Origin of the sequence: Enterobacter sp. RCC_40 (assembly GCF_041360735.1) — a bacterium.
Taxonomy (GTDB): Bacteria; Pseudomonadota; Gammaproteobacteria; order Enterobacterales; family Enterobacteriaceae; genus Enterobacter; species Enterobacter ludwigii.
The window spans coordinates 1-24305 of record NZ_JBFUPR010000004.1; the positions used below are offsets into that span (position 1 = coordinate 1).

Below are 24305 nucleotides of genomic sequence, written 5' to 3' on the forward strand. Positions count from 1 at the left end.
GCGGGGTGGAGCAGCCTGGTAGCTCGTCGGGCTCATAACCCGAAGGTCGTCGGTTCAAATCCGGCCCCCGCAACCAACACTTCTAAAAACAATAAACACCCTTCAGGGTGTTTTTTTGTATCTGCGGTGTGTGAAACTGCCGGGCGTTTACCCGGCGCACTCAACTACCCAAGCCTTGCCAGCGTCGCCCCATCTGAGAAATACGCCCGGATCCCTGCCAGAATCGACTCTGCCACTTCCTGCTGGAATTTTGCCGTCCTGAGCTTACGCTCTTCTTCCACGTTACTGATAAACGCGGTCTCGACCAGAATCGACGGAATATCCGGGGCCTTCAGCACCGCGAACCCGGCCTGTTCAACGCTGTTTTTGTGCAGCTTATTAACATTGCCTAGCTTGCCCAGCACCGCTTTACCAAATTTCAGGCTGTCGGTGATGGTCAGCGACTGCACCATATCAAACAAGGTGTGGTCGACATAGCGGTCGCCACTTTTGCTCACGCCGCCAATCAGGTCCGAGGCGTTCTGAGAGTCAGCCAGAAATCTTGCGGCGGTGCTGGTTGCCCCTTTAGTCGAGAGCGCAAACACCGACGAACCGCTCGGCTGGCGGCTGGTAAACGCATCGGCATGGATCGAGACGAACAAGTCTGCACGCTGCTTCTGGGCTTTCGCCACGCGGACTTTCAGTGGAATAAAGACATCTTCGTTTCGCGTCATATAGGCGCGCATATTGCCTTCTTTATCGATCAGCGCCTTCAGCCGACGGGCGATTTGCAGCACCACATCTTTTTCCCGGGTACGATATTTCCCCACTGCGCCCGAGTCTTCGCCGCCATGGCCAGGATCAAGCATGATCACAATCGGGCGATCGCGCCCTGCTTTTCCGGGCTGCGGACCGCTCTGGGCCGGTGGCACCTGCTTCTCCAGGTTACCCTGGTTGTAGTCTTCCAGTAATGCCAGCAGCGGATCCTGAATATCCGTCGCATTCGCCGGGTAGAGATCCATGACCAGACGCTCTTTAAACGTCGCAACAGGTGCCAGGGCAAACAGCTGCGGTTTAACGTTTTGCTTCAGCTCGAACACCATGCGCACGGTTTGCGGATCAAACTGACCCACGCGCGCCGATTTGATAAACGGATCGTCGCCGCGGATCTCCGCCGCCATTCCCTTAAGCACAGAGTTGAGGTTAACACCTTCGAGATCCACCACCACACGCTCAGGATTGCTGAGGGCAAATTGCTTATATTTCAGCACCCGATTGGATTCTACCGTAACGCGTGTATAGGTCGACGACGGCCAGACGCGCACCGCCACCACCTGACTGGTGGCGGCAAGACCCACCTGGCTGACGCTAAGCAACCACATCGCCCCTGCCCCTTTTAACAACCGGCGGCGGCTTATTGCTGAATTGGATCCCGACATGCTTCTCCCGAGCAAGAAAGTGATTGATTTACAAAATCGCTAAATTGACCGAAAACTTTAACGAATGACGCATAAACTGTCATCTATAAAAGGGTAAACATTCATACGCTAACGCACGGATTACTTATCAATTTCTGTGGGTCGCAGAAAATTTAGGCTTGCACACACGGCCACAATCGAATAAAAATACAGAAATTACGAATAAACATTCATTAAGGGTTGTGTCATGGTGAAGGAACGTAGAACCGAACTGGTCCAGGGATTCCGCCATTCTGTTCCCTATATCAACGCCCATCGGGGGAAAACGTTTGTTATCATGCTCGGCGGCGAAGCCATTGAGCATGAAAACTTTTCCAGCATCGTCAATGACATTGGCCTGCTGCACAGCCTCGGGATCCGCCTGGTTGTAGTGTATGGCGCGCGCCCGCAGATTGATGCCAACCTGGCCGCGCATCACCACGAGCCGATTTACCATAAACATACCCGCGTCACGGATGCGAAAACCCTTGAGCTGGTGAAACAGGCGGCGGGTTTGCTGCAGCTGGATATTACCGCTCGCCTGTCGATGAGCCTTAACAACACACCGCTGCAGGGCGCGCACATCAACGTTGTGAGCGGCAATTTTATCATCGCTCAGCCTCTCGGCGTGGACGATGGCGTGGACTATTGCCATAGCGGACGTATTCGTCGTATCGATGAAGAGGCCATTCACCGCCAGCTGGACAGCGGTGCCATCGTGCTGATGGGGCCTGTGGCAGTGTCCGTGACCGGTGAAAGCTTTAACCTCACCTCAGAAGAGATTGCCACTCAGTTGGCCATCAAGCTGAAGGCGGAGAAAATGATTGGGTTTTGCTCTTCCCAGGGCGTCGTGAATGATGAAGGGGTGATTGTGCCAGAGCTCTTCCCGAATGAGGCCCAGGCTCGCGTGGAAGCGCTGGAAGCCGAAGGGGATTACCACTCGGGTACCGTGCGTTTTTTGCGCGGTGCCGTGAAGGCCTGCCGCAGCGGCGTGCGTCGTAGCCACCTGATCAGCTATCAGGAAGACGGTGCCCTGCTGCAGGAACTGTTCTCCCGCGATGGTATCGGCACCCAGATTGTGATGGAGAGCGCGGAGCAGATCCGTCGCGCCACCATCAATGATATCGGCGGAATTCTGGAGCTGATTCGCCCACTGGAACAGCAGGGCATTCTGGTTCGGCGCTCCCGCGAACAGCTGGAGATGGAGATCGACAAATTCACCATTATTCAGCGCGATAACCTGACCATTGCCTGCGCCGCCCTCTACCCGTTCCCGGAAGAGCAGATCGGAGAAATGGCCTGCGTGGCGGTGCATCCTGACTACCGGAGCTCTTCACGGGGTGAAATGCTGCTTGAGCGCGTGGCGGCTCAGGCGCGTCAGATGGGGCTGAACAAGCTGTTCGTGCTGACTACGCGCAGCATTCACTGGTTCCAGGAGCGCGGATTTACACCGGTGGACATTGAATCACTGCCGGAGAGTAAGAAAGAGATGTACAACTATCAGCGCCGATCAAAAGTGCTGATGGCCGATCTGGGATAATACGAAGCCCTCACCACCCGGTGGGGGCTATCGCTTAAAGGGATTCAAATATCGCGCTCAGGCCGCTTCGACGTTCCGTGCGGGTGGCAATCGCCTGTAGCAGCACACGTTCATCGGCATACAGCGACAGGCGCTGACGCGCGCGCGTAATGGCGGTATAAATCAGTTCGCGGGTAATGACGGGCGAAAGCTGTGTCGGCAGGATCAGCGCCGCATGGTTGAACTCGGAGCCCTGAGACTTATGCACCGTCATTGCCCAGGCCGTTTCATGTTCAGGCAGACGGCTGGGCTGAACGGATTTCACGCTTCCATCCGGCATCTGGAACCAGACGCGCAGCCCCAGTCCACGATCGAGGGCAATCCCGATATCCCCGTTAAACAGCCCCAGCGCGCTATCGTTGCGGGCGATCATCACCGGGCGTCCCTCATACCAGCGCGAGTGCGGGGTGCGGTGGATTTTGCGTTTCTGGCCCAGGAGCTGTTCGAACCTGTCGTTCAGACCGCTTACGCCAAATGGCCCTTCCCTCAGTGCGCACAGTAGCTGATACTCGCCAAAGGCGGCGAGCGCCTGTGCCGGCGTGCATTGCTGTTGTACACCCGTCAGGAAATGCTGATACCCCTGCAGGGCGTCATCAAGCATCGCCTGATACTCTTCCCCGGTTTGCAGCGATTTTTTCTCGATATCGGTGAATTGACCGTCAAATACCGCACAGGTCGTCTGCCGGTCGCCTCTGTTCACAGCCGAAGCCAGCTGACCGATGCCCGAGTCGCTGCCGAAACGGTAGCTTTTTTGCAGCAGGCACAGGCTGTCGCGCAGCGCCCCCGCCAGGGAATGGTTTTCACTGGCGAGCGAACAGCCGGTCAGACGGGACAGCTCCTCAGCGCGTTCAGCGGTATATCCCAGGCTTGCATAAGTGCAGATATCTCCCAGCACCGCCCCGGCTTCCACCGAGGCAAGCTGGTCGCGATCGCCCAGGAAAATGACGCGGGCGTGCGCTGGCAGAGCATCAATCAACCGCGCCATCATCGTCAGGTCGATCATTGACGCCTCATCCACCACCAGCACATCCAGATGCAACGGGTTACCGGCGTGATAGCGCAGACGCTGACTTCCCGGCTGAGCGCCCAGCAGCCGGTGCAGCGTGCTGGCTTCGTTTGGGAAAAGGGCAAGCTGCTCCCCGGTGAGTGGCAACTTCTGCAGCGCACCACCTAACGACTCGGTCAGGCGCGCCGCCGCTTTGCCAGTAGGGGCCGCCAGACGAATACGGCACTTTTGCTCACCTGATAACTGAATCAGGGCGGCAAGCAGTTTGGCCACGGTGGTGGTTTTACCGGTTCCCGGGCCGCCAGAGATGACGGAGATCCGCCGTGTTAAGGCCACGGCCGCCGCCACTTTCTGCCAGTCAGTCGCCTCAACAGAGGTAAACAAGGTATCCAGCGTTTGCCGCAGTTGGGCTTCATCGCAGGGAAGAGGCGCATTGGTCTCGCTGAAAAAACGCGCGACCGCCAGTTCATTACGCCACAGTCGGTTGAGATACAAACGATCGCCCGTCAGGATCATGGGTGTCTGGCTATCGGCTGCGCTGACGGCAGGCGAACGGTGCAACACCGTCGGCCAGTCCACGGATTCTCCCAGCAGAGCAAAGCAGGACTGCAGGGCCGCGGGCATTTTCTCATCCATCGCCAGACGCGAAAGCGGCAGGCAAACGTGCCCTTCCCCTGCGTCTTTACTCAGGATGGCAGCGGCGAGCATCACGGCAGGCTCATCACCTGACACCATCATGGCGAACTGTACGTCCAGGTGGCGCAGTAGTCGCTGTTCTACCGCTTCCAGCAACAATTCCTGCATCGTCATGTCACTTCCTCCGTGTTTGCTGCAAATAAGTTATCCATTTTCTCAATCAGTGCCGCATGCGGGCGTGTGCTAAAGATGCCTGAACGCGGGTCAGCCGCATCCACACCGCGCAGGAAAAGGTAAATCACCCCACCAAAGTGCTCTTCGTAACGGTAGTCAGCAATGCGATGGCGCAGATAACGATGCAGCGCCAGAGTGTAGAGCTGGTACTGCAGATCGTAGCGATGCATTTGCATGGCGGATGCCATCGCCTGCTGGGTGTAGGCTTCGCTGTTCTCACCCAGCCAGTTTGATTTGTAATCCAGCAGGTAGTAGCGCCCTTCGTGACGGAAAACCAGGTCGATAAAGCCTTTTAACATCCCCTGCACCTGGCGGAAGTTCAGCGGCGGGCAACCGGCAGACAACGGGTCATACTCGCGGATCACCGCATCAAGCGCGTCAGCCCGCAGCGGGCTGGCGATGGGAAGGTAAAACTCCATCTCCACCTGTTTATCTTTGGCGGTCAACTGGCTGAGAGAGAGGCCCTCTGCCGTGAGCGGGGCGTGCAGAATAGCGCGGATCCACTCGGTGAGGACCGGCTGCCATTGTGCATCATAGCCCCCACTCTGTAACATCTTCAGGACCCATTCGTCAGAGACAGGCTGGGTAAAATCAAGCTCTTCAAACAGGCTATGCAAAAAGGTTCCCGGTGACGCGCCGCGTGGAAATTGATGCGGCGTAAGCGCAGGCTCAACAGGTACGCTACCGGCTCCGGCGGCATCAATATCCAGCTTTGGCATCAGGTCCTGCGCAATGCTCTGCCCGTGCTGCTGTAACCCGGAGTAGCTGGTAACGCGCCAGTCGTCGGCAATGGTGCGCAGAATCTGCCGGGCTTCCAGTTCAGATTCCCGCCAGTCCGGCATCTGCCAGCGGCTGTTATCGGGTGGCGACGGAATGTGCAGGGCAACATGCTCGCCGCACAGCGACTCGATGCACTGGCGCAATCCGGCAGCATCTTTGGGCTCACCGAGCTGAATGAGTCGCCCCAGCGCGCTCAGGTGGAAATCGCTCTCCCCCGACTTGTCGCCACGACGGCGGAATAGCGGCGCCACGCCCAGGCTGCAGTGCCAGACCGAACGGGTCAATGCCACGTAGAGCAGGCGTAAATCTTCTGCCAGACGTTCGGCCTCGGCCAGCTCAACGCTGGACTCCGCTTTACTGAGATCGAGCACCGCGTCGAACGATTCGCGATCGTGGTAAAAGGCCTGATCCTGCACGCGGTAATTGGCGATAAACGGCAGCCAGACCAGCGGATACTCCAGGCCTTTCGACTTGTGAATCGTGACGATCTGTACCAGATGTTTATCACTCTCAAGACGCATCTGCTGGCTGGAGGCGTTGCTGTTTGGGTCAGCAATCTGTTGCGCCAGCCAACGCACCAGAGCATGTTCGCTTTCAAGCTGCGTGCCCGCCTCCTGCAACAGCTCACTGATATGTAAAATGTCGGTCAGACGGCGTTCACCGCCTGCTGTCGCGAGCATATTCTCCGCAAGGTGTCGCTTCGCCATGAGCTCGCGCACCATCGCCATCACACCGCGCTTCTGCCATCGCTCACGGTAGTGAACGAACTCTTCGACGACCGCATCCCATGCGGCTTCGTCATTATTGAGTGCATCAATGTCACGGGCGTTCAGACCGAGCATTGCGCTGGCTAGTGCGCTGCGAAGCGTACTTTCGCGCTCCGGAGACAGCACGGCCTGAAGCAGCCACAACATCTCCTGTGCTTCCAGGGTTTCAAAAACGCTGTCACGGTTTGAGAGGTACACGGACGGGATGTTCAGCAGGGTAAGTGCATCGCGGATCAGCGACGCCTCCTGACGACTGCGCACCAGCACCGTGATATCAGACGCCTTCACGGGGGCTGACTCATTTTCCTTCCACAACAGCGCCTCGCCACGCGCACCAGCGCTGAGCCAGTCACGGATCTGCGCGGCACAATGCTGGGCCATGGCATTTTGATAGTCCGCGACGCCACAGCCTTCACCGTCCAGCAGCCAGAAGTTCATGGCTGGCTGCGTCACCCCGTTGAATTCGAAACGCAACGAGCTATTTTTTGCGGCAAACTTTACCGGCTGAAAGGGGATCTCACGGAACATAAACGCCGTATCCATGCGGCTAAACAGCGCATTGACGCTTTGCACCATGCCCGGGGAAGAGCGCCAGTTGGTATCCAGCGTATAGTGCGCCTCTACCTCACTGCGGGCCTTCATGTAGGTGAAAATATCCGCACCGCGGAAGGCGTAAATGGCCTGTTTCGGATCGCCGATTAACAACAGCGCGGTGTCGGGCTGTTGTCGCCAGATGCGGCGGAAAATACGGTACTGCTGAGGGTCCGTATCCTGAAATTCGTCAATCATCGCTACCGGGAAGCGGGTACGGATCGCGCAGGCAAGGGCTTCGCCGTTTTCACTGCACAGCGCCGCATCAAGGCGGCTCAACATATCGTCAAAACCCAGTTCGCCACGGCGACGTTTCTCACGTGATACGGCTTCGCGAATTTCCGTCATGGCGCGGGTGATCATCAGGTCATTGAGCGTAAGTGGCTCAGCGAGCAGCGATTCAATCGCAACAAACAGAGGATGCTCAGGCACAATGCCGTCGGCTTTAGTCCGCTCAATCAAAAAACGCTGCGAGAATTTCTCCAGTGCGTCCGGAAGCTGATAACCGCGCGTCTCTTCCTGCGCCCAGGCGCTGATCTTCTCGATCCATTTACCCTGGTTGCCGCGGTTAAATTTACGTCTGTCGATCCCGGAGTTTTCGATGATCGCCTCAATCTCACCGACAGACTCATTCCATTTTTGCTTGAGCGCAGCAATTTTTCCGACAATCTTTTCATGCCGTGAAGCCAGCGTTTCGTCAGCAGGTGGCGGAGATTTGATAACCGGCGCTTCGCCCTGAAGATAACGGTCGATAGCGCGAAGAAGCTCTTCGGGACCTTTCCACAACGCATGGACCGCTTCAGCGATATCGCGCGATAAAGGGTAACAGTGGCGACGCCAGAAATCCGCACAGGCCTGATAGCGAAGCACAGATTCATCTTCAATGAGCTGCTGTTCAAACAGCATTCCGGATTCAAACGCATTCAGGCTCAGCATGCGCTGACAAAAACCATGAATGGTGAAAACGGACGCTTCGTCCATCTGCCGTTCCGCCAACAGCAGCCACTGGGCGGCCTGTTGCTTATCTGCAATCTCTTCAAGAAGGCTGGCGTAGAGAGGGTTATCCGTGGTCTGGCGCAGGCAGGCGATGCGCAGCTCATGAATATTGGCACGAATACGACCGCGCAGCTCAGCGGTAGCGGCCTCGGTGAAGGTGACCACCAGCAGCTCTTCCACGCTTAACGGACGTGGAAAAGCGGCGTTACCACCAAGCCCTAACAGAAGACGCAGATAGAGCGCGGCGATGGTGAAGGTTTTTCCCGTTCCCGCTGAGGCTTCAATCAATCGTTCACCCTGTAGAGGTAAACGTAAGGGATTAAGGGGCTCAGCGGTATCGGTCATTCTTTCTTACTCCAGGGCATAGATTGCTGCAGCGCGCTGACGCTCTTCCAGATCGTCCAGCCTTTCGGGTTAACGTAGTCCGTTTTCCCGTTCTGACTACCGGAAACCTGCGACAGAATCGCCATTCCCTGCGGTTTAACCACCGCCTGGTGGAAGAAATCAGCAACCTTCTGCGGCGTCAGCTGTTTTATCTCGGCCACTACTTTATCACGCGAATCAAATTTCAGATTACCGCGATCAAAATCTTTGCTCAGTTGTGATGCTTCTTCACCCAGCGTCTGCGGCGGCTGCATCACCTGCGCGATGACGGCCTGCTGAATCTGAGCAAACTCCTCCGGCTTCATCGCCCGCAGCTTCGCTTCCGCCTGTGGGAAGAATGCCTGATAACGCTGCCAGAGATAAGCAGGCTGTTTATCACTGCTTTGCAGCAGGAAGCCCAGCCCCCACTGGCGACCCACGTTCATGGAGAAGGCAAAGACCGCGTAACCAAGCTGCTCTTCTGTACGCAGCTGGTTGTAGAACCACGGCTGAATAATCTGCCCCAGCACCGCACTCTGCGCGGTACTGGTGAATTCATCATAACCCGTGGGTACAAACACAGCGGCCAGTGCAGAATCCGTGCTGTTACCCGCCTTTTCAAAAATCACATTCTGTTTTTTCTCAACCAGTACGTCCTGGTTGCGGCACCACTCGTCGCCTTTTGAACCAAGCTGCGTACGGACATTTTCTGCCAGTGTTTTGGCCTGTACGTCACTCATATTCCCGACGATAAGGAACTCCGGACGCGTGTTCGTTTTCAGCGCATCACGATACGCCAGCACATCTTTTAAGGTGATAGAGGGCAGCAGCGCCCGGCGATCTTCGCGCTGGAAATAGGGAATTTGCGAAAGCATTTGCGTCGGCATGAGCGCCAGGTCATACGCTTTACCCTTCTCGGCAGAATCCATCATCTGCGCATACCAGGATTTGGCCTGCTCAAGTTGCTCTTCGGTCGGGGTATAACTGAAATAACCTTCCAGTAACGCCTGGAACAGCTGCGGCAGACGCTGGGTGTAGCCGTTGGCATTGACCATCAGACCGTTATTGGCGTTGGTCGAGAAGCTTATCCCGCCGACGGCCGCCTGATTGCTAAGCTGATCGAGTGCAATACCGGCAAGATAGTCATTGAGCGCAAACATCACCTGATTTTTAGCGCTGTTCATTGCTTTTGGGTTACGCAGAACCACGCTCACATCGGCTTTCGGTTCACTCGCGAAATAGCGGCTTGGCGTATACACCACGCGCAGCGTCGGCTCGTCAACGATAAGTTCCGGGTGCGGATAGGCTTTCGTGGTTTTAATCAGCGAGAAATCATCCGGAATGTAGGGGTTCAGCTCCGGCAATTTAAGCGCGATCTCACCGGCCTTTTTCTGCCAGTCGGCGAAGGTCTGGTCACTGATTTTATCCACCTGGTAAGGGGCATCGACAAAATAGGCCATTTTGTTATGCGGTTCGTTCGGGCTGATATACCAGACGCGGGCATTCTGCGGCGTCATCATCGCCAGGCGGGCTTTTACCGCGTCGGCGTCATACTGGTCGGCAATATTGACCGCGTCGAGGGTATGTTCCACCGGCACACGGATCATGGTATCCGCCAGCCACTCAACGTAATCCATGTCGCGGGTAATAGACGGATAACGGAAATCGAGATCCAGCACGTGCGCCAGTTCATCAAAGTAGCGTTTATCGACGCCTTTATCGCGCAGCAAAGAGAGGTAGCTGAAGATAGCCGCTACGACGTCATCACGGTGAGCCAGACCTTTGTCAGTCAGGGTGGCGGAGATCGCCAGCACGCCGCTGTTGCCGTTCACAACCGGATCGGAGTCGGCACGGATACCTTCCACTAGCCCTTGTTTTTGCAGCCAGTCAGAAAGTGTTCCCGGGCTACGGTTGCCAATCAGGTAGGTGACCAGTTCATCGGTTTTGCTGCGAAACTGCGCCGTATTGTTATCAATGCGGAACTCAACGCGTAACACTTTACGCGGCAGTGCAGGAACGTAGTGGATAACGATCCCTTTTTGCGCGTCCGTGACCACAGGAACGTTTATCTGCGGCAGGTCGATATTTTTATTCGGTACCCGGCCAAACGTCCGTGCCGCCATGCTTGCCAGCTCAGGCAACGGTTTGTTGCTGTAGATGACCGCTTTCATCAGATTGGCGGAGTAGTATTTATCGCGAAAGGCATGCAGGGCATCCAGCACCGGGCTGTTCGGTTTATCGCTCAGCGTCTCCAGGTTACCACCGGAAAAACGCGATCCCGGGTGCGCCGGGTTAATGGTTTCTGCACTCACCTGCGCCATGCGCATCCCGTCTCGCGTACGGGCAAGGGTCAGTTCAGCATTAACGGCATTGCGTTCGCGGTCAGCGTATTTTTTATCCAGCAGGGGAGCCGCGATAGAATCCGCCAGACGATCCACTGCACCTCCCAGCGCATCATTCTCAACTTCGAGATAGAAGGCTGTACGGTACGGCGCCGTGCTGGCGTTGTGGCTGCCGCCATGCATTTTGAGAAATTCGGACAGGCTATCTGGCTGTGGGTATTTTTTGGAACCCATAAGCGTCATATGTTCCAGATAGTGTGCAAGCCCAGGGTGGGCTTCCGGATCTTCCAGCGACCCAACCGGCACCACCAGTGCCGACAGGGATTTTACCGCCTGCGGATCGGAAACCAGCAGCACAGTCATCCCGTTATCAAGGCGAATAGCCTGATACTGACGGGTATCTTTTTCGCTCTTACGGATAGTTTCCTGAATGGGTTGCCAACCGGAGCCTGCCTGAGTGAAAGGTGCCCAAAGGGCGACAAACAAAACAAACGCTTTGAACAAGGTGCTGCCTGGCATTACGACCTCTTTATCACGGCTACATCATTAACAAACTGCGTGCTGGACTCACCAACATCTCTTTCTTTGGGTACATCAGTCCGTGATAAGAAGTGCATCATAAATGAACACCCCATGCTGCGCAATTTTTATACAGCACTCAGGACTGATTAAATTTGAACAACGGTAACAGGTAGCGTTGTGCTTCTTCCGTGATAGCCTCGAAGTATTCAGGCTCAAGCGTTCGCCATAAACGTTGATACCAGACATCCTCACCTTCGCCGCGCACCATCATGTTACCTTCATACACCTGCATGAATTTACTCCGTGCTTTCTGCAGTGAAGCGTCATCCGTTAACATGGCATCATTCTGTGCGTCATAACAAGCTTTTATCCAGGCGCCACCGCTCTCGGGCAGTAGCAGGAGCGGTTTATTCATTCCCCGCAGGTAGCCTTCAACGTACAAGGATAAATAACGTAACGCCTGCTCTGCGTCCATCGGCGGAAAGCGCCATTCGCCCTCTTTGCGGACAAAAATACGGCTTTCGCCTTTATGGCCGCCAGCACTGTAGACAAGATGTTCGAGCCAGAGTTGCAAACCTTGTGAAACGCTAAGCATGGAAGGACGCCAGCGCAGGAGCCCATCCGGCTGTACCTGAGTTAGCCAGCCCGTGAGCTGCACACCCTGGCAGTTGAGATCGATTTCAAGACTGGTTCCGGGTTGCCGGCATTCCCTCACGCGTTCTGCCAGAGCTTCCATCTCCTGGCGCTGCGCCTCCCAGACAATTTCTCCGAACGCCCCGTAGGGTAACTGCCCCGCAGCACGGTAGCGGCGGTAAAGCTTGTCGGCATCTTCCTCTTCAACCAGCGCGTTCAGCAGCTGCAGGTTTAGCTGATAACGCTCCAGCCCTTCCAGCGTAAACGGCTCTGCATCAGGAATTTCACTCTCTTCAGAACGGAAATTGACCTGCAACCGTTGCTGGAAGAAAGCGCGTACCGGATGCCCCCAAAACCGCTGAAGCTGTTCAAAGGTCAGGGTGTCTATCGGGCGAGGATCAAGCTCCTGAATGAAATCGGTATGCGCTCTCCCCTCTTTTTTCGCCGCAGGCAGCCATTCGTGGGCATAGCTCTGATGATCGCTGACCACGTAGTTCACCGGGTCAAACGGCATGCGGCTATGGAAGCGGGTGATATGCGCCTTCACTCGCTGCGCGCTTTCATCACAGTTACGGGCTTCATCCCCCGCCAGATAGTGGCTCTGCCCGATATAATCCACCAGTTCCTGCACCAGAACAGAAGGAAAGCGCTCGCTGTTGTCCTGGATAGAGCGGCCGATATAGCTGATATACAGCTGACGTTGAGCCGAAATGAGCGCCTCAAGGAAGAGATAGCGGTCATCGTCACGACGGCTACGATCGCCCCGCTTTGGATTCGCACTCATCAGATCAAAACCCAGCGGCGCCAGGGCGCGTGGGTATATACCGTCATTCATTCCGAGCAGGCACACCACTTTGAACGGGATAGAACGCATTGGCATCAGGGTGCAAATATTGATTGGGCCTGCCAGGAAACGCTGGCTAATTCGCTCCTGATCGAGCCGTTGCGTCAGCTCATCGCGCAGCAATGACAACGGGATAGCCTCGTTATAGTGGGAACTCACGCCCTCTTCGACGATTGCCTGCCACTGCGTTTCAATGAGCGCCATAGCGGCTTCAGTATCACTGTCCGGCAGGAAGAAATCATTGAGCAATGCCCTGCAAACCGGGAGCCACGCATCCAGCGGACGCGGCTGCATCAACTCAAGCCGCCAGCGGTTAAGTTGCATCAGCAGGGAAGCTAAATGACCGACCAGCTCAGCGATCAACCCGCTGGACTCATCGTAGGGCAGGACTTCATTCCACTCGCCCTGACTGCTTTCCATCGCATAGCCCAGCAGCATACGCGTCAGGCCAAACCGCCAGGTGTGCTGGCCGGTGGGAGGAAGCTCGAACGCCTGAACGTTGTCATCATCAATGCCCCAGCGTACCCCGGACTCGTTAACCCACTGACGAAGGTAACGCAGCCCCTCTTCATTGATATTGAAACGTGCGGCCAGGACTGGGACATCCAGTAATGCCAGGACATCTTCGGAGATAAACCGGCTATCCGGTAATGAAAGCAAAGTAATAAAGGCCTGCAAGGCCGGATGAGACTGGCGGGCCCGTCGGTCAGAAATGGCGTACGGCAGGTAGCGTTCACCTGTCGCACTCCCAAAAACAGCCTGAATAAAAGGACTGTAACTGTCGATATCCGCCACCATCACCACAATGTCACGTGGCGTCAGCTCAGGATCGTCCTGCAGCATCGCCAGCAGTTGATCGTGAAGCACTTCAACCTCGCGCTGCGGGCTGTGGCAAACGTGGATCGTGACGCTGCGATCGTCGCCGTCCAGCTTGCGCTTACTGTCGCTGCGTTCAAATTCTTTCGCCGTAACGCCCATGACGGCGCGGTTTTCGAGATCCAGAATGTCGAGCTGGATATTATGCAGCAGGCTATCCGGAGCGATCTCGACGAAGGCATCCACATCCCCTTCGCCTGACGACGTGATGTCTGAGAGCATGTGAATGTAGTCACGGCCCAGCTTTCCCCAGGAGGCAAGTAGCGGGTTCGGCAGATTTTGAATGCCGTGCTCATCAAATAGCTGTGCGGCAGACGCGCTGTCTTTAAACAGTGGCACGGTACGCTCTTCAAACAGGCGTCGTCTCTGACGAGACACCAGCCGCGAAAGCCAGCGTTCATCCTGAATGTCGCCCCAGTACTGGCGACACGGATTGGTAAAGAGGATATGTATGTCGATGTGTTTACCCAGCGCACTCAGCGCCTGCAAATACACCGGTGGCAGCGCCGAGATGCCGCAGATAAATACGCGAGAGGGCAGCCGGGCTGGTCGCTCAGCGCTGTTTTCCAGTATGGAGATAAACCGCTGGTAGAGGTTTGCACGGTGCCACTTCGGCTGGCCGAGTTTCTCAGTGTGTTCCACCAGCGCTTTCCAGAGCGGTGCCTGCCAGACTTGCGCCTCCGGTAACCCGTCGACCCGCTCGCCCGCTTCCCAGCGAGTCAGCCATTCCGGGCGATACACCAGATACTGGTCATAGAGATCGGCGGTGCGCGATGCCAGCTGGAACAGTTTGCGTTTATCGGTGTCGTCATTGAGGTAGTGGCGCAGCATGACGAATTCATCATGCTGCAGCATGTCCGGCAGCAATGCCATCAGCTTCCAGCCCATGCTTTGCTTGTTGAAGGCACTCTGTTCCGGGATGTCCGGCAACACGCGGACAAACATCTCCCAGATAAAACTCGCGGGCAGCGGGAAATCGATATTTGCGGCAATGCTGAATTTACGCGAAAGCGACATCTGCAGCCACTGTGCCATACCGGTGCTCTGCACCAGCACCATTTCTGGCTCAAAAGGATCGTCAAGCCGCTCGCGCTCAACGATAAATTCCATCAGCGCTTCCAGCACATCCAGACGATTTGAGTGGTAGACCCTTAACATAGACGCTCCCGACTACTGGCTAACCGGGCAATGCAGACGCGTCATCTCGCCGCGCCGCCCCAGAGGAGAAATAAGTGTAACCGTGATGCTGACACATCCAGAGAGTGTTGTCTGCCCCCGACTGACCTGCCAGCCTGCCGGGAGAGCAATTGTTGAAAGCTGAGACTGATTCCAGGCATGGTGCCAGAGCTGACGATACTGATTAAACATGGAGAACCGCGTCGCCAGTGCCCGCTGATAACCCGACAGTGCCGTGACAATCATCACCAGCAGCATCATCGCCAGTAACACCTCAACCATGCTAAAGCCTTTTTCTCTGCTCACGGCAACTGGCATAACGCATTCTCCTTAAGCGGACAAAAATCACTCCAGCCGTGTGGCGAGAAATGGATCTTACCGTCGATGATTTCGCCTCTGCGCCATAGCAGCAGGTCATCACTCCCGGCGATAAGCAGCACACGCGCTTCATTCAGTAGCCGCAGGCAAACTCGCCACGCCGATACCTTTTTGCACTGGATCTCAGGCTCAGATAACCAGCTCTGAACGCGTCCCCATTCAAGCGCTGACTGCACGGATGCCTGCTGTTGAACCGAGCGGCTCTCACCGCCCACCAGTGCGCTAAACGTGGCCAGCTGCTGATTGAGGCCGGTGAGGATCAGCGTGCCCAACACCAGTAAAAGTAACACCAGCGCCAGCGAGGACATCCCGCGCTGCCGGTTCACAGGTTGTACCCCGTGACGCCATAAAAAGCCTGACAAGGCACCCCCTGCTCGCCCTGACGAAGGGCGGTCATTTCAATATTCAGCTGGGGGGCAAACCCCGCATGCTCAACTTGACTCACCACAAAGTGCTGGATGAGAAGCCTGTTGGGGTCAGTGAGTTTCTCCCATCCTTTACCCTCACACGATGTCGCCCCATGCAGGGTCTCCAGTGCACCTGATTCCAGACGAAAACCTGTGCTGTCGTTTTCCGAAGACGAGCTATCCCAGTTACCGTTACTGTTTGCATCCCACCGTACAATGACACAGCGACCTTGCCTGCCGATCGTCAGTCCCTGCCCCGCACAGTTTCCGGCGCAATACCCCGCACGCTGAAGCTGTTTGCCGAGGGAAAAAAGGCGTTGCCACACCTCCTCCTCAAGCTCCCGCTGACCGGACTGCTGTAAAACAGCCCGCTGCAAGCCCGGTAAAAAGCGCGAGGCGCTTATCAGTAACAGACTGCTGATCGCCGTGGCAATCAGAACTTCCATCAGTGAGAAACCCTGCTGGTTTAGGGACATGAACCTTCTCCTGTGACATTGCACATCCTGATTCGCCCTCCATTCGAGACAATGACGAGCCATTCTCCTGCACGACTTTGCAGGCGTATTCGCCCTGCCCATGCCGTATCCCTGAGTCCATAGAAGCCAAATAACGGCGTTATTTCACTTACCGTGATCTCCGGCCACAGGGGAATAAATACAAACGGACTGCCCTTATCACAGCCCTGCACGAATGCGCTCATCAGACAGGTGACACCCCTGTCGCGTCGCAGTGTGACCTGGTGGTCACGGTTGTGCCGGTTTGCGTCATTACGCAGAAATACCAGGTAATCACGCACCTGCCCGGCGGTTTGCCAGAGCCGTTGCTGCCGTTGCCAGTTGTCCCAGCCGTATAGCCCGGAGGCGCTGAGAATGACCACCAGCGAGATAGCCACCAGGGTTTCGATAAGCGTAAAACCGTTCTCTTTTTTCATGCCGGGAGTGTGGCGAAATGGCCTGGAATTGACGAGCAACGGATGACCGTTTTACGAGCCCTTATCAAGGAAAGTTAAGCGGTTGCAGTGTGTTGCATACGTTCTGGATTACGCGTCGGAAAGCGGGAAGAAGGCGAAAAAAAACCGGCGCTAAACAGCACCGGTTATGTCACGATTGACGGCCTCAGATAGCGACGGGCGCTTTGATGCCAGGATGAGGGTCATAACCCTCAATCTCAAAATCGTCAAAGCGGTAATCAAAAATGGATTCCGGTTTGCGTTTGATAATCAGCTTAGGCAAGGCGCGCGGTTCGCGAGTCAGCTGGAGATGCGTCTGTTCCATATGGTTGCTGTAGAGGTGGGTATCCCCACCGGTCCAGACGAAATCGCCCACTTCCAGATCGCACTGCTGCGCCATCATATGCACTAACAGCGCATAGCTGGCAATGTTGAACGGCAGGCCGAGGAACACGTCGCAGGAGCGCTGATAGAGCTGGCAGGAGAGCTTACCGTCTGCCACATAGAACTGGAAGAACGCATGGCACGGTGCCAGTGCCATTTTGTCCAGCTCGCCGACGTTCCAGGCGGAAACGATAATACGGCGCGAGTCCGGATCGTTTTTCAGCTGGTTCATCACGGTGGTGATCTGGTCAATATGGCGGCCATCCGGCGTAGGCCATGCGCGCCACTGCTTACCGTACACCGGGCCCAGGTTGCCGTTTTCATCTGCCCATTCGTCCCAGATAGAGACGTTGTTTTCATGCAGATACGCAACGTTGGTATCGCCTTGCAGGAACCAGAGCAGTTCATGAATGATCGAGCGCAGGTGGCAGCGCTTTGTCGTCACCAGCGGAAAACCTTCCTGCAGATTGAAGCGCATCTGGTGGCCAAAAATGGAGAGCGTGCCGGTACCGGTACGGTCATTTTTCGGCGTGCCCTCATCGAGCACTTTTTTCATCAGTTCAAGATACTGTTTCATGGTTCCTCAGGAAAGTTGTTGCTGTGGACGACGACGATACGCCCAAATCATCATAATGACACCCGCGACAATCATCGGAATGGAGAGGATCTGCCCCATGCTGATGTACTGTACCCATTCGCCGGTGAACTGTGCATCCGGCTGGCGGAAGAACTCGACGATGATACGGAATGCACCGTAGCCAATCAGGAACAGACCGGAGACAGACCCCATCGGACGCGGTTTACGGATAAACAGATTCAGGATGATAAACAGCACCACACCTTCCAGCGCCAGCTCGTAAAGCTGAGACATGTGGCGCGGCAGAACACCGTAAGTATCGAACAGGGATTGCCACTCAGGATGAGACGGCAACAGCGCCATGTCCTCTGCACGCGAGCCCGGGAACAGCATGGTAAAGGAGACACTCGGGTCGACACGCCCCCAGAGCTCACCATTGATAAAGTTGCCCAGACGTCCTGCTCCCAGACCAAACGGGATCAGTGGCGCGATAAAATCTGACACCTGGAAGAAGTTGCGTTTGGTGCGTTTGGCAAAAATCACCATCACCAGGATCACACCAATCAGCCCGCCGTGGAAGGACATGCCGCCATCCCAGACGCGGAACAGGTAGAGTGGATCGTTCAGGAATACCGGGAGGTTATAGAACAGAACATACCCAATACGGCCGCCCAGGAACACGCCAAGGAAGCCTGCATACAGCAGGTTCTCGACTTCGTTTTTGGTCCAGCCACTGCCGGGACGACTGGCGCGACGGCCAGCAAGCCACATGGCAAAAATGAAGCCGACCAGGTACATCAGACCGTACCAGTGAAGCGAAACAGGTCCTATTGAGAAAATGACCGGATCAAATTCCGGAAAATGCAGATAACCACTGTTCATCTGTCACCACAAGATGTTGTTATTCCGCTGAAAGTGGACAGCGGTAGAAATGCGATTCTGCTGTTAGCAGAGGCTCCAAAGTTGCGAATCATAGCATAAGGCGGACGCGGAGGATGCGCCAGAGATGTAAAAGATGTGTATAGAGGAGTGTGTTATATCCTCACCTCCGCCCTGTCACAAAGGACGAGGACGGAGTGAGGAGAAAAGTACGTATTAGCGACCGCCGCGAATCAGGCCGCCCATACCGCGTCGTTCCATGAAAGCAGCCACCTGATGACGCACTTCGGCGGCCAGCTGCGCTTCAAGACTGCGTTCAGCCAGCTCGCGGGCATCCTCAATATCGATATGCCGCAGCAGGTACTTCACGCGGGCAACCGCACGGCCGTTCATGGAGAGGTGGCGGTACCCCAGCCCAATCAGGATTGCAACGCACATCGAATCTCCAGCCATTTCACCACACAAGCGCAAATCAATATCGTGCTGTTCGGCTTCTCGCGCGATCATCGCTAACGCCCGGATCATCGCCGGGTGCAGGCTGTCATAGATGCTGGCAACACGCGTGTTGTTACGGTCGACGGCCAGAATATACTGCGTCAGGTCATTGGTACCGACCGAGATAAAGTCGACACGGTTAGCCAGCTGCGGCAGCATAAAGACCATAGACGGCACTTCAAGCATCACCCCAATTCGTGGTTTGGGGATCGCATAGCCAATCATCTCTTCGACTTCACGACCGGCACGCTCAATCAGACGCCGCGCCTCGTCAATCTCATCAATGCTGGTGACCATCGGCAGTAAAATGCTGAGGTTACCCGTCGCCGCATTCGCGCGCAGCATGGCACGCACTTGGATCAGGAAGATCTCAGGCTGATCGAGCGTAATGCGTATCCCACGCCAGCCCAGGCACGGGTTTTCTTCACTGATCGGCATGTACGGCAGCTGTTTATCTGCCCCGACATCAAGGGTGCGCAGGGTGACCGGTTTGTCGTTAAACATCTGCAGCATGCCCTGATACTGCGCAACCTGCTCCTCTTCAGAGGGAAAGCCACTTTGCAGCATGAACGGGATTTCGGTGCGGTATAAGCCGATACCGTCGATGCGGCTGCCGAGCTTCTCTTCATGCTCGGGGCTTAAACCTGCGTTGAGCATGACTTTGATTCGCTCGCCGCTTTTGAGCTGCGCGGGCAGATTAACGTCATCCTCTGCCAGCTTGCTTAATTCATTCTCTTCGCTGATAAGGCGCTGGTATTCCTGAAGCAGAACCGGCTCAGGATCAACCAACAGCTCACCGCGATAACCGTCGACCACCAGGGTGCGTCGGTGCAGCACCGATGGCTGGATATCCGCCCCCATAACGGTGGGAATTCCCAGCGCGCGCACCATAATGGCCGCGTGCGAGTTCGCCGCGCCATCACGTACCACTACGCCCGCCAGGCGGTCATGAGGCAGTTCAGCCAGCGTTGTCGCGGAGAGTTCATCGGCAACCAGCACAAAACGTTTTGGCCAGGCATTCGCGCCCTGAATAGTGTCATCAAGATGGAACAGTAAACGCTGCCCCAGGGCGCGTAAATCACCGGCCCGCTCTTTCAGGTAACCGTCGGTCAGTGCCGCAAACTGTTCGGCAAATTTTTCGATGACCTTTTTAACCGCCCACTCCGCAACCGCACCTTTGTCGACTTCGTCAAAAAGCTCGCGGCGCAGACGTGCATCGGAGAGAAGGTGCGAGTAGAGGTCAAAAATGGCCGCCGTCTCTTTTTGCGCCCCAGCGGCAAAGCGCTTGCTGTAGCGACGAAACTCATTCGACGCCTCTTCCAGCGCGGCGGTGAGACGCTCACGCTCAAGCGCTTCATCAAGCGTTGAGGCTTCGTACACTTGCTCCATCAACGGCAGAGTGGCGTCCATCCAGCCTTCGGCGATAGCGACGCCCGGCGACGCCGGAAGCGCGCGAATACGCGTATGACGATACTGACCAAACAGTGCCGTCAACTGGGACTGGGAGAGGATCGCGGCCATCTGCGTGGCCAGCGTGACGAGGAAAGACTCTTCGCTTTCATCGTACTGACGCAACTCACGCTGCTGTACCACCAGCACACCAAGCAGCTGACGGCGCTGAATAATCGGCACGCCCAGGAAGGCGCGGAAACGATCTTCTTTTACGGAGGGGATATATTTAAAGCTGGGGTGTTTTTGCGCGTCGGCAAGGTTGATAGGTTCGGCGAGTCGCCCAACCAGACCAACGATACCTTCATCAAACGCGAGCGTTACGGTGCGTCCACGTGGCTTTTTCAAACCACGGGTCGCCATCAGGTAATAGCAACGCCGATCGTGGTCGGCCAGATACACCGAACAGACTTCGGTCTCCATCGCAAGACAGATGTCGGTAACCAGAATGTTCAGCGCCTCATTCAGACGCGGCGCACTGGCCACCTTCTCGACTATTTCTCGCAAGCGGGTGAGCATGATTTGCGTAGCTTAACCTCTTTTACGTCGCCAGGCAGGTGCGCTCTGCGGCTTAGGCGGGATCTCCTGAAGCTGCATGACAACACTTGCGAACTCTTTCATCACCCTACGGTAAACATCGCGTTTAAATGACACGACCTGACGAACAGGATACCAATAGCTCACCCAACGCCAGCCATCAAACTCCGGCGTACTGCTGGTTTGCATATTGATATCTGAATCGTTGCCCACCAACTGCAGTAGAAACCATTTTTGTTTCTGGCCGATACAAACCGGCTTTGTGTCCCAACGCACCAAACGTTTCGGTAACTTGTAACGCAACCAGTTGCGGGTCGAAGCCAGGATGCGAACATCTTTTCGGCTTAAACCAACCTCTTCAAACAGCTCCCGGTACATCGCTTGTTCTGGGGACTCTCCCGGGTTGATCCCGCCTTGCGGGAACTGCCAGGAGTGCTGACCATATCGACGGGCCCACATCACCTGGCCCTGACGATTACAAATTACTATTCCTACGTTCGGGCGGTAGCCATCGTCATCAATCACCGGACTACCCCAAACTAAACCTTATATATGAATGATTGTTTCACACTACAGGGAGGCGGTAAACCACTCTCTTACAGGGCTGCAACCTAATAACATTTGAATAACTCACAAATACAGGCAGAGTTATAAACAGATGAGCGGCTCTGAGGGGAATTTTATTCACCTTTTCTGTGGATATAGTTGTGAAGAAGTGTCTGATTACCGATGAACAACCTCAGCCGCCGTCAATCTCCCTCCATTACCAATAAAAAATAAAATCATTATTTTCATAAAGTTAATCGTCATAAAACCAACCCACACCGCTTAAGCGTGACGATCGTCACATCAGGGATCGTTGTGCTGATGAAAGATCGAACAGCGTCGGTTTTATCCACAGATTGTGCCAATAAGTTAGGCACAATTTGTTTGAAAATTGGATTTTCGTCGCACGTCAAGGCTGTAAATTGAAACAGTAGTCAGGGTTATGCCCAGTTATCCCACTTTTCTGTGGATAACATGGTGTAAGATCCTGTTCATTGTCAGTGACCAGAATTGAACAACCGAATTTTTGTCCCTCGCCATCCATTTTTAGTGTACTAAAAAAACCTATAAATCATGCACATGGCATATTCGTACAGAAAAAGTTAAACTCTATCCACAGGGGACAATTTCTTAGTGTATTTTTTAATCAAAAGGTTACCTTCATGCATTCGCTTTTACCCTTGCTTTCACCGCCGTCCAGCGAAACCCAGTTGCTACAGCAGGCGCAGCGTCTGGCTGGCTTTTCGCTTGGCGAGCTGGCGGCAATGGCTGGCCTGCCGATCCCTCAGGATCTGAAGCGGGATAAAGGCTGGATCGGCATGCTGCTGGAGCTGTGGCTGGGTGCAAGCGCAGGGAGTAAACCGGAGCAGGATTTCGCCGCCCTGGGCGTAGAGTTAAAAACCATTCCCATCGATAGCCTTGGGAAGCCCCTGGAAACGACATTTGTCTGCGTTGCACCGTTAACCGGGAATACCGGTGTGACGTGGGAAACCAGTCACGTTCGCCATAAACTGAAGCGCGTGCTTTGGGTTCCCGTAGAAGGAGAACGTCAGATCCCGCTGGCTGAACGCCGGGTTGGCGCACCGCTGTTGTGGAGTCCGGATGAAGATGAAGAGCATCAGCTGCGTCTGGACTGGGAAGAGCTGATGGATATGATTGTCCTCGGTCAGGTTGAGCGCATCACCGCCCGACACGGAGAGGTGTTACAGCTGCGGCCAAAGGCGGCGAACAGTAAAGCGCTCACGGAAGCAATCGGTGCCCGGGGCGAGCCGATACTGACATTGCCACGCGGTTTTTATCTCAAAAAGAACTTTACCGGGGCGCTCCTTGCTCGCCATTTCTTACTCAAAACGTAGTTTTTTACTTATTTTGAGAGCGCTCAAACATAATCACCTGGTTTTTAAGATTTTACCGCTTCCTCCTGTCGAAATATCGGGTTATTACTACACTATGATTTGATACGAGCCAGGTGAGGACGATAACGATGAAAAAATGGGCAGTGTTAATTTCAGCAGTCGGATTAGCGTTTGCAGTATCGGGCTGTAGCAGCGATTACGTGATGGCGACAAAAGATGGCCGGATGATCCTGACAGACGGCAAGCCGGAAGTCGATGATGACACCGGCCTGGTCAGCTACCGCGATCAGTCCGGGAATAAAATGCAGATCAATCGCGACGAAGTCTCGCAAATTATCGAGCGATAAACAGAGAGAGGTCAGTACCTTGCTGGCCTTTTTGATTTTTTTCTTCCCCTTTTGCTTCCCCTCTGCCATGTTTATATTCCTTTGTCGGGAGGTTCCTGACGCGGTCTACATGTCTATTGAAGGAAGCCGGCTATGCATTATCACCGTATCCCCCACAGCTCTCTGGAGATAAGCCAACTGGGGTTGGGCACGATGACATTTGGTGAACAAAACAGCGAAGCCGATGCCCATGCACAACTCGATTATGCCGTCAGCCAGGGCATTAACCTGATTGATGTCGCAGAGATGTACCCTGTTCCTCCACGCCCGGAAACGCAGGGGCTTACCGAAACCTACGTCGGCAACTGGCTGGCAAAACGCGGCAATCGCGAAAAACTGGTTATCGCCTCGAAAGTCAGCGGCCCTGCGCGTAACAGCGATGCCGGGATCCGCCCAAACCAGATCCTCGATCGCAAGAATATCCGTGCCGCGCTGGATGCCAGCCTGAAGCGCCTGCAAACCGATTATCTTGATCTCTACCAGGTACACTGGCCGCAGCGTCCAACCAACTGCTTTGGTAAGCTCGGCTACAGCTGGAACGAAAGCGCTCCCGCCGTTACGCTGCTTGAAACGCTGGAAGCGCTGACCGAATGCCAGCGAGCGGGCAAAATCCGCTACATCGGCGTGTCTAACGAAACGGCTTTTGGCGTTATGCGCTACCTGCACCTGGCTGATAAACACGATCTGCCGCGCATTGTCACCATCCAGAACCCCTACAGCCTGCTCAACCGCAGTTACGAAGTGGGTCTGGCCGAAGTGACGCAATATGAAGAGGTTGAGCTGCTCGCCTATTCCTGCCTGGGCTTTGGTACGCTGACGGGTAAATACCTGAACGGTGCGAAGCCGGCCGGCGCGCGTAATACGCTTTTCAGCCGCTTTACCCGCTATAGCGGCGAGCAGACGCAGAAAGCCGTCGCGGCCTACGTTGATATTGCGAAGCGTCACGGGCTCGATCCTGCCCAGATGGCACTGGCCTTCGTACGCCGTCAGCCGTTTGTGGCCAGCACCCTGCTGGGCGCAACGACGATGGAACAGTTGAAAACCAACATTGAGAGTTTCCATCTGGACCTGAGCGAGGACGTGCTGGCGGAGATTGACGCGGTGCATCAGGTTTATACCTATCCGGCACCGTAAAAAAAACAAAACGGCAACCTCTGTTGCCGTTTTTAATGTTTGCACCCG

The 24305-nt window shown here is 55.3% G+C and carries 17 protein-coding genes and 1 pseudogene; 5 read left to right on the forward strand and 13 right to left on the reverse strand.

Going from position 1 to position 24305, the window contains the following annotated elements:
• Positions 1-164: 164 nt before the first annotated feature.
• Complete coding sequence (gene amiC / locus AB6731_RS14620; protein ID WP_371006509.1) at positions 165-1418, reverse strand: N-acetylmuramoyl-L-alanine amidase AmiC; 1254 nt, start codon at positions 1416-1418, stop codon at positions 165-167.
• Between the two features lie 226 nt (positions 1419-1644).
• On the opposite strand from amiC, the gene argA reads away from it, so the two are divergent.
• Positions 1645-2976 (forward strand): amino-acid N-acetyltransferase, encoded by a 1332-nt coding sequence (argA, locus tag AB6731_RS14625; RefSeq protein ID WP_020883786.1) that lies wholly within the window; start codon positions 1645-1647, stop codon positions 2974-2976.
• Between the two features lie 34 nt (positions 2977-3010).
• On the opposite strand, the gene recD is transcribed toward argA, so the two are convergent.
• The 12 genes from recD to rppH all read right to left on the reverse strand — a co-directional run bounded on the left by recD (position 3011) and on the right by rppH (position 21361).
• Complete coding sequence (recD, locus tag AB6731_RS14630; protein ID WP_079231712.1) at positions 3011-4831, reverse strand: exodeoxyribonuclease V subunit alpha; 1821 nt, start codon at positions 4829-4831, stop codon at positions 3011-3013.
• A complete protein-coding gene (recB, locus tag AB6731_RS14635; protein ID WP_371006510.1) occupies positions 4828-8370 on the reverse strand; it encodes an exodeoxyribonuclease V subunit beta in 3543 nt (1180 codons plus the stop codon). The genes recD and recB overlap by 4 nt, the downstream gene beginning before the upstream one ends.
• Positions 8367-11249, reverse strand: coding sequence for a pitrilysin (gene ptrA, locus AB6731_RS14640; protein ID WP_025203346.1), 2883 nt, complete (start codon positions 11247-11249; stop codon positions 8367-8369). The genes recB and ptrA overlap by 4 nt, the downstream gene beginning before the upstream one ends.
• A 139-nt stretch (positions 11250-11388) precedes the next feature.
• Positions 11389-14763: an exodeoxyribonuclease V subunit gamma gene (gene recC, locus AB6731_RS14645; protein WP_371006511.1), complete on the reverse strand. Its 3375-nt coding sequence runs from the start codon at positions 14761-14763 to the stop codon at positions 11389-11391.
• A gap of 12 nt (positions 14764-14775) precedes the next feature.
• Complete coding sequence (locus AB6731_RS14650) at positions 14776-15099, reverse strand: prepilin-type N-terminal cleavage/methylation domain-containing protein (protein ID WP_063925553.1); 324 nt, start codon at positions 15097-15099, stop codon at positions 14776-14778.
• Positions 15084-15485, reverse strand: coding sequence for a DUF2509 family protein (locus AB6731_RS14655; RefSeq protein WP_049023265.1), 402 nt, complete (start codon positions 15483-15485; stop codon positions 15084-15086). Before AB6731_RS14655 ends, AB6731_RS14650 begins: the two co-directional genes overlap by 16 nt.
• On the reverse strand, positions 15482-16042 hold the full coding sequence (locus AB6731_RS14660; protein WP_223398789.1) for a prepilin peptidase-dependent protein: 561 nt from the start codon (positions 16040-16042) through the stop codon (positions 15482-15484). Before AB6731_RS14660 ends, AB6731_RS14655 begins: the two co-directional genes overlap by 4 nt.
• Entirely contained in the window at positions 16033-16497 is a 465-nt protein-coding gene (locus AB6731_RS14665) for a prepilin peptidase-dependent protein (protein ID WP_151711765.1), read from the reverse strand. Before AB6731_RS14665 ends, AB6731_RS14660 begins: the two co-directional genes overlap by 10 nt.
• A 184-nt stretch (positions 16498-16681) precedes the next feature.
• Positions 16682-17476, reverse strand: a complete 795-nt coding sequence (thyA, locus tag AB6731_RS14670; protein ID WP_013098550.1) for a thymidylate synthase — start codon at positions 17474-17476, stop codon at positions 16682-16684.
• Between the two features lie 6 nt (positions 17477-17482).
• A complete protein-coding gene (lgt, locus tag AB6731_RS14675) occupies positions 17483-18358 on the reverse strand; it encodes a prolipoprotein diacylglyceryl transferase (RefSeq protein ID WP_014171449.1) in 876 nt (291 codons plus the stop codon).
• Between the two features lie 213 nt (positions 18359-18571).
• Positions 18572-20818: a phosphoenolpyruvate--protein phosphotransferase gene (gene ptsP / locus AB6731_RS14680; protein ID WP_014171450.1), complete on the reverse strand. Its 2247-nt coding sequence runs from the start codon at positions 20816-20818 to the stop codon at positions 18572-18574.
• 12 nt (positions 20819-20830) lie between these two features.
• Entirely contained in the window at positions 20831-21361 is a 531-nt protein-coding gene (rppH, locus tag AB6731_RS14685; protein WP_013098553.1) for an RNA pyrophosphohydrolase, read from the reverse strand.
• A gap of 463 nt (positions 21362-21824) precedes the next feature.
• Here rppH and AB6731_RS14690 point away from each other — a divergent pair.
• The 4 genes and pseudogenes from AB6731_RS14690 to AB6731_RS14705 all read left to right on the forward strand — a co-directional run.
• Positions 21825-21890 (forward strand): annotated as a pseudogene (locus AB6731_RS14690) (hypothetical protein); the annotation flags it as partial.
• A gap of 154 nt (positions 21891-22044) precedes the next feature.
• Positions 22045-22737, forward strand: a complete 693-nt coding sequence (gene mutH / locus AB6731_RS14695) for a DNA mismatch repair endonuclease MutH (RefSeq protein WP_032678891.1) — start codon at positions 22045-22047, stop codon at positions 22735-22737.
• A 128-nt stretch (positions 22738-22865) separates the two neighbouring features.
• Positions 22866-23084 carry a YgdI/YgdR family lipoprotein gene (locus tag AB6731_RS14700; RefSeq protein WP_020883776.1) on the forward strand — a complete coding sequence of 73 codons (219 nt, stop codon included), beginning with the start codon at positions 22866-22868 and terminating at the stop codon, positions 23082-23084.
• Positions 23085-23216: 132 nt separating this feature from the next.
• Positions 23217-24257 carry an NADP(H)-dependent aldo-keto reductase gene (locus tag AB6731_RS14705; protein ID WP_025203341.1) on the forward strand — a complete coding sequence of 347 codons (1041 nt, stop codon included), beginning with the start codon at positions 23217-23219 and terminating at the stop codon, positions 24255-24257.
• Positions 24258-24305: the final 48 nt, after the last annotated feature.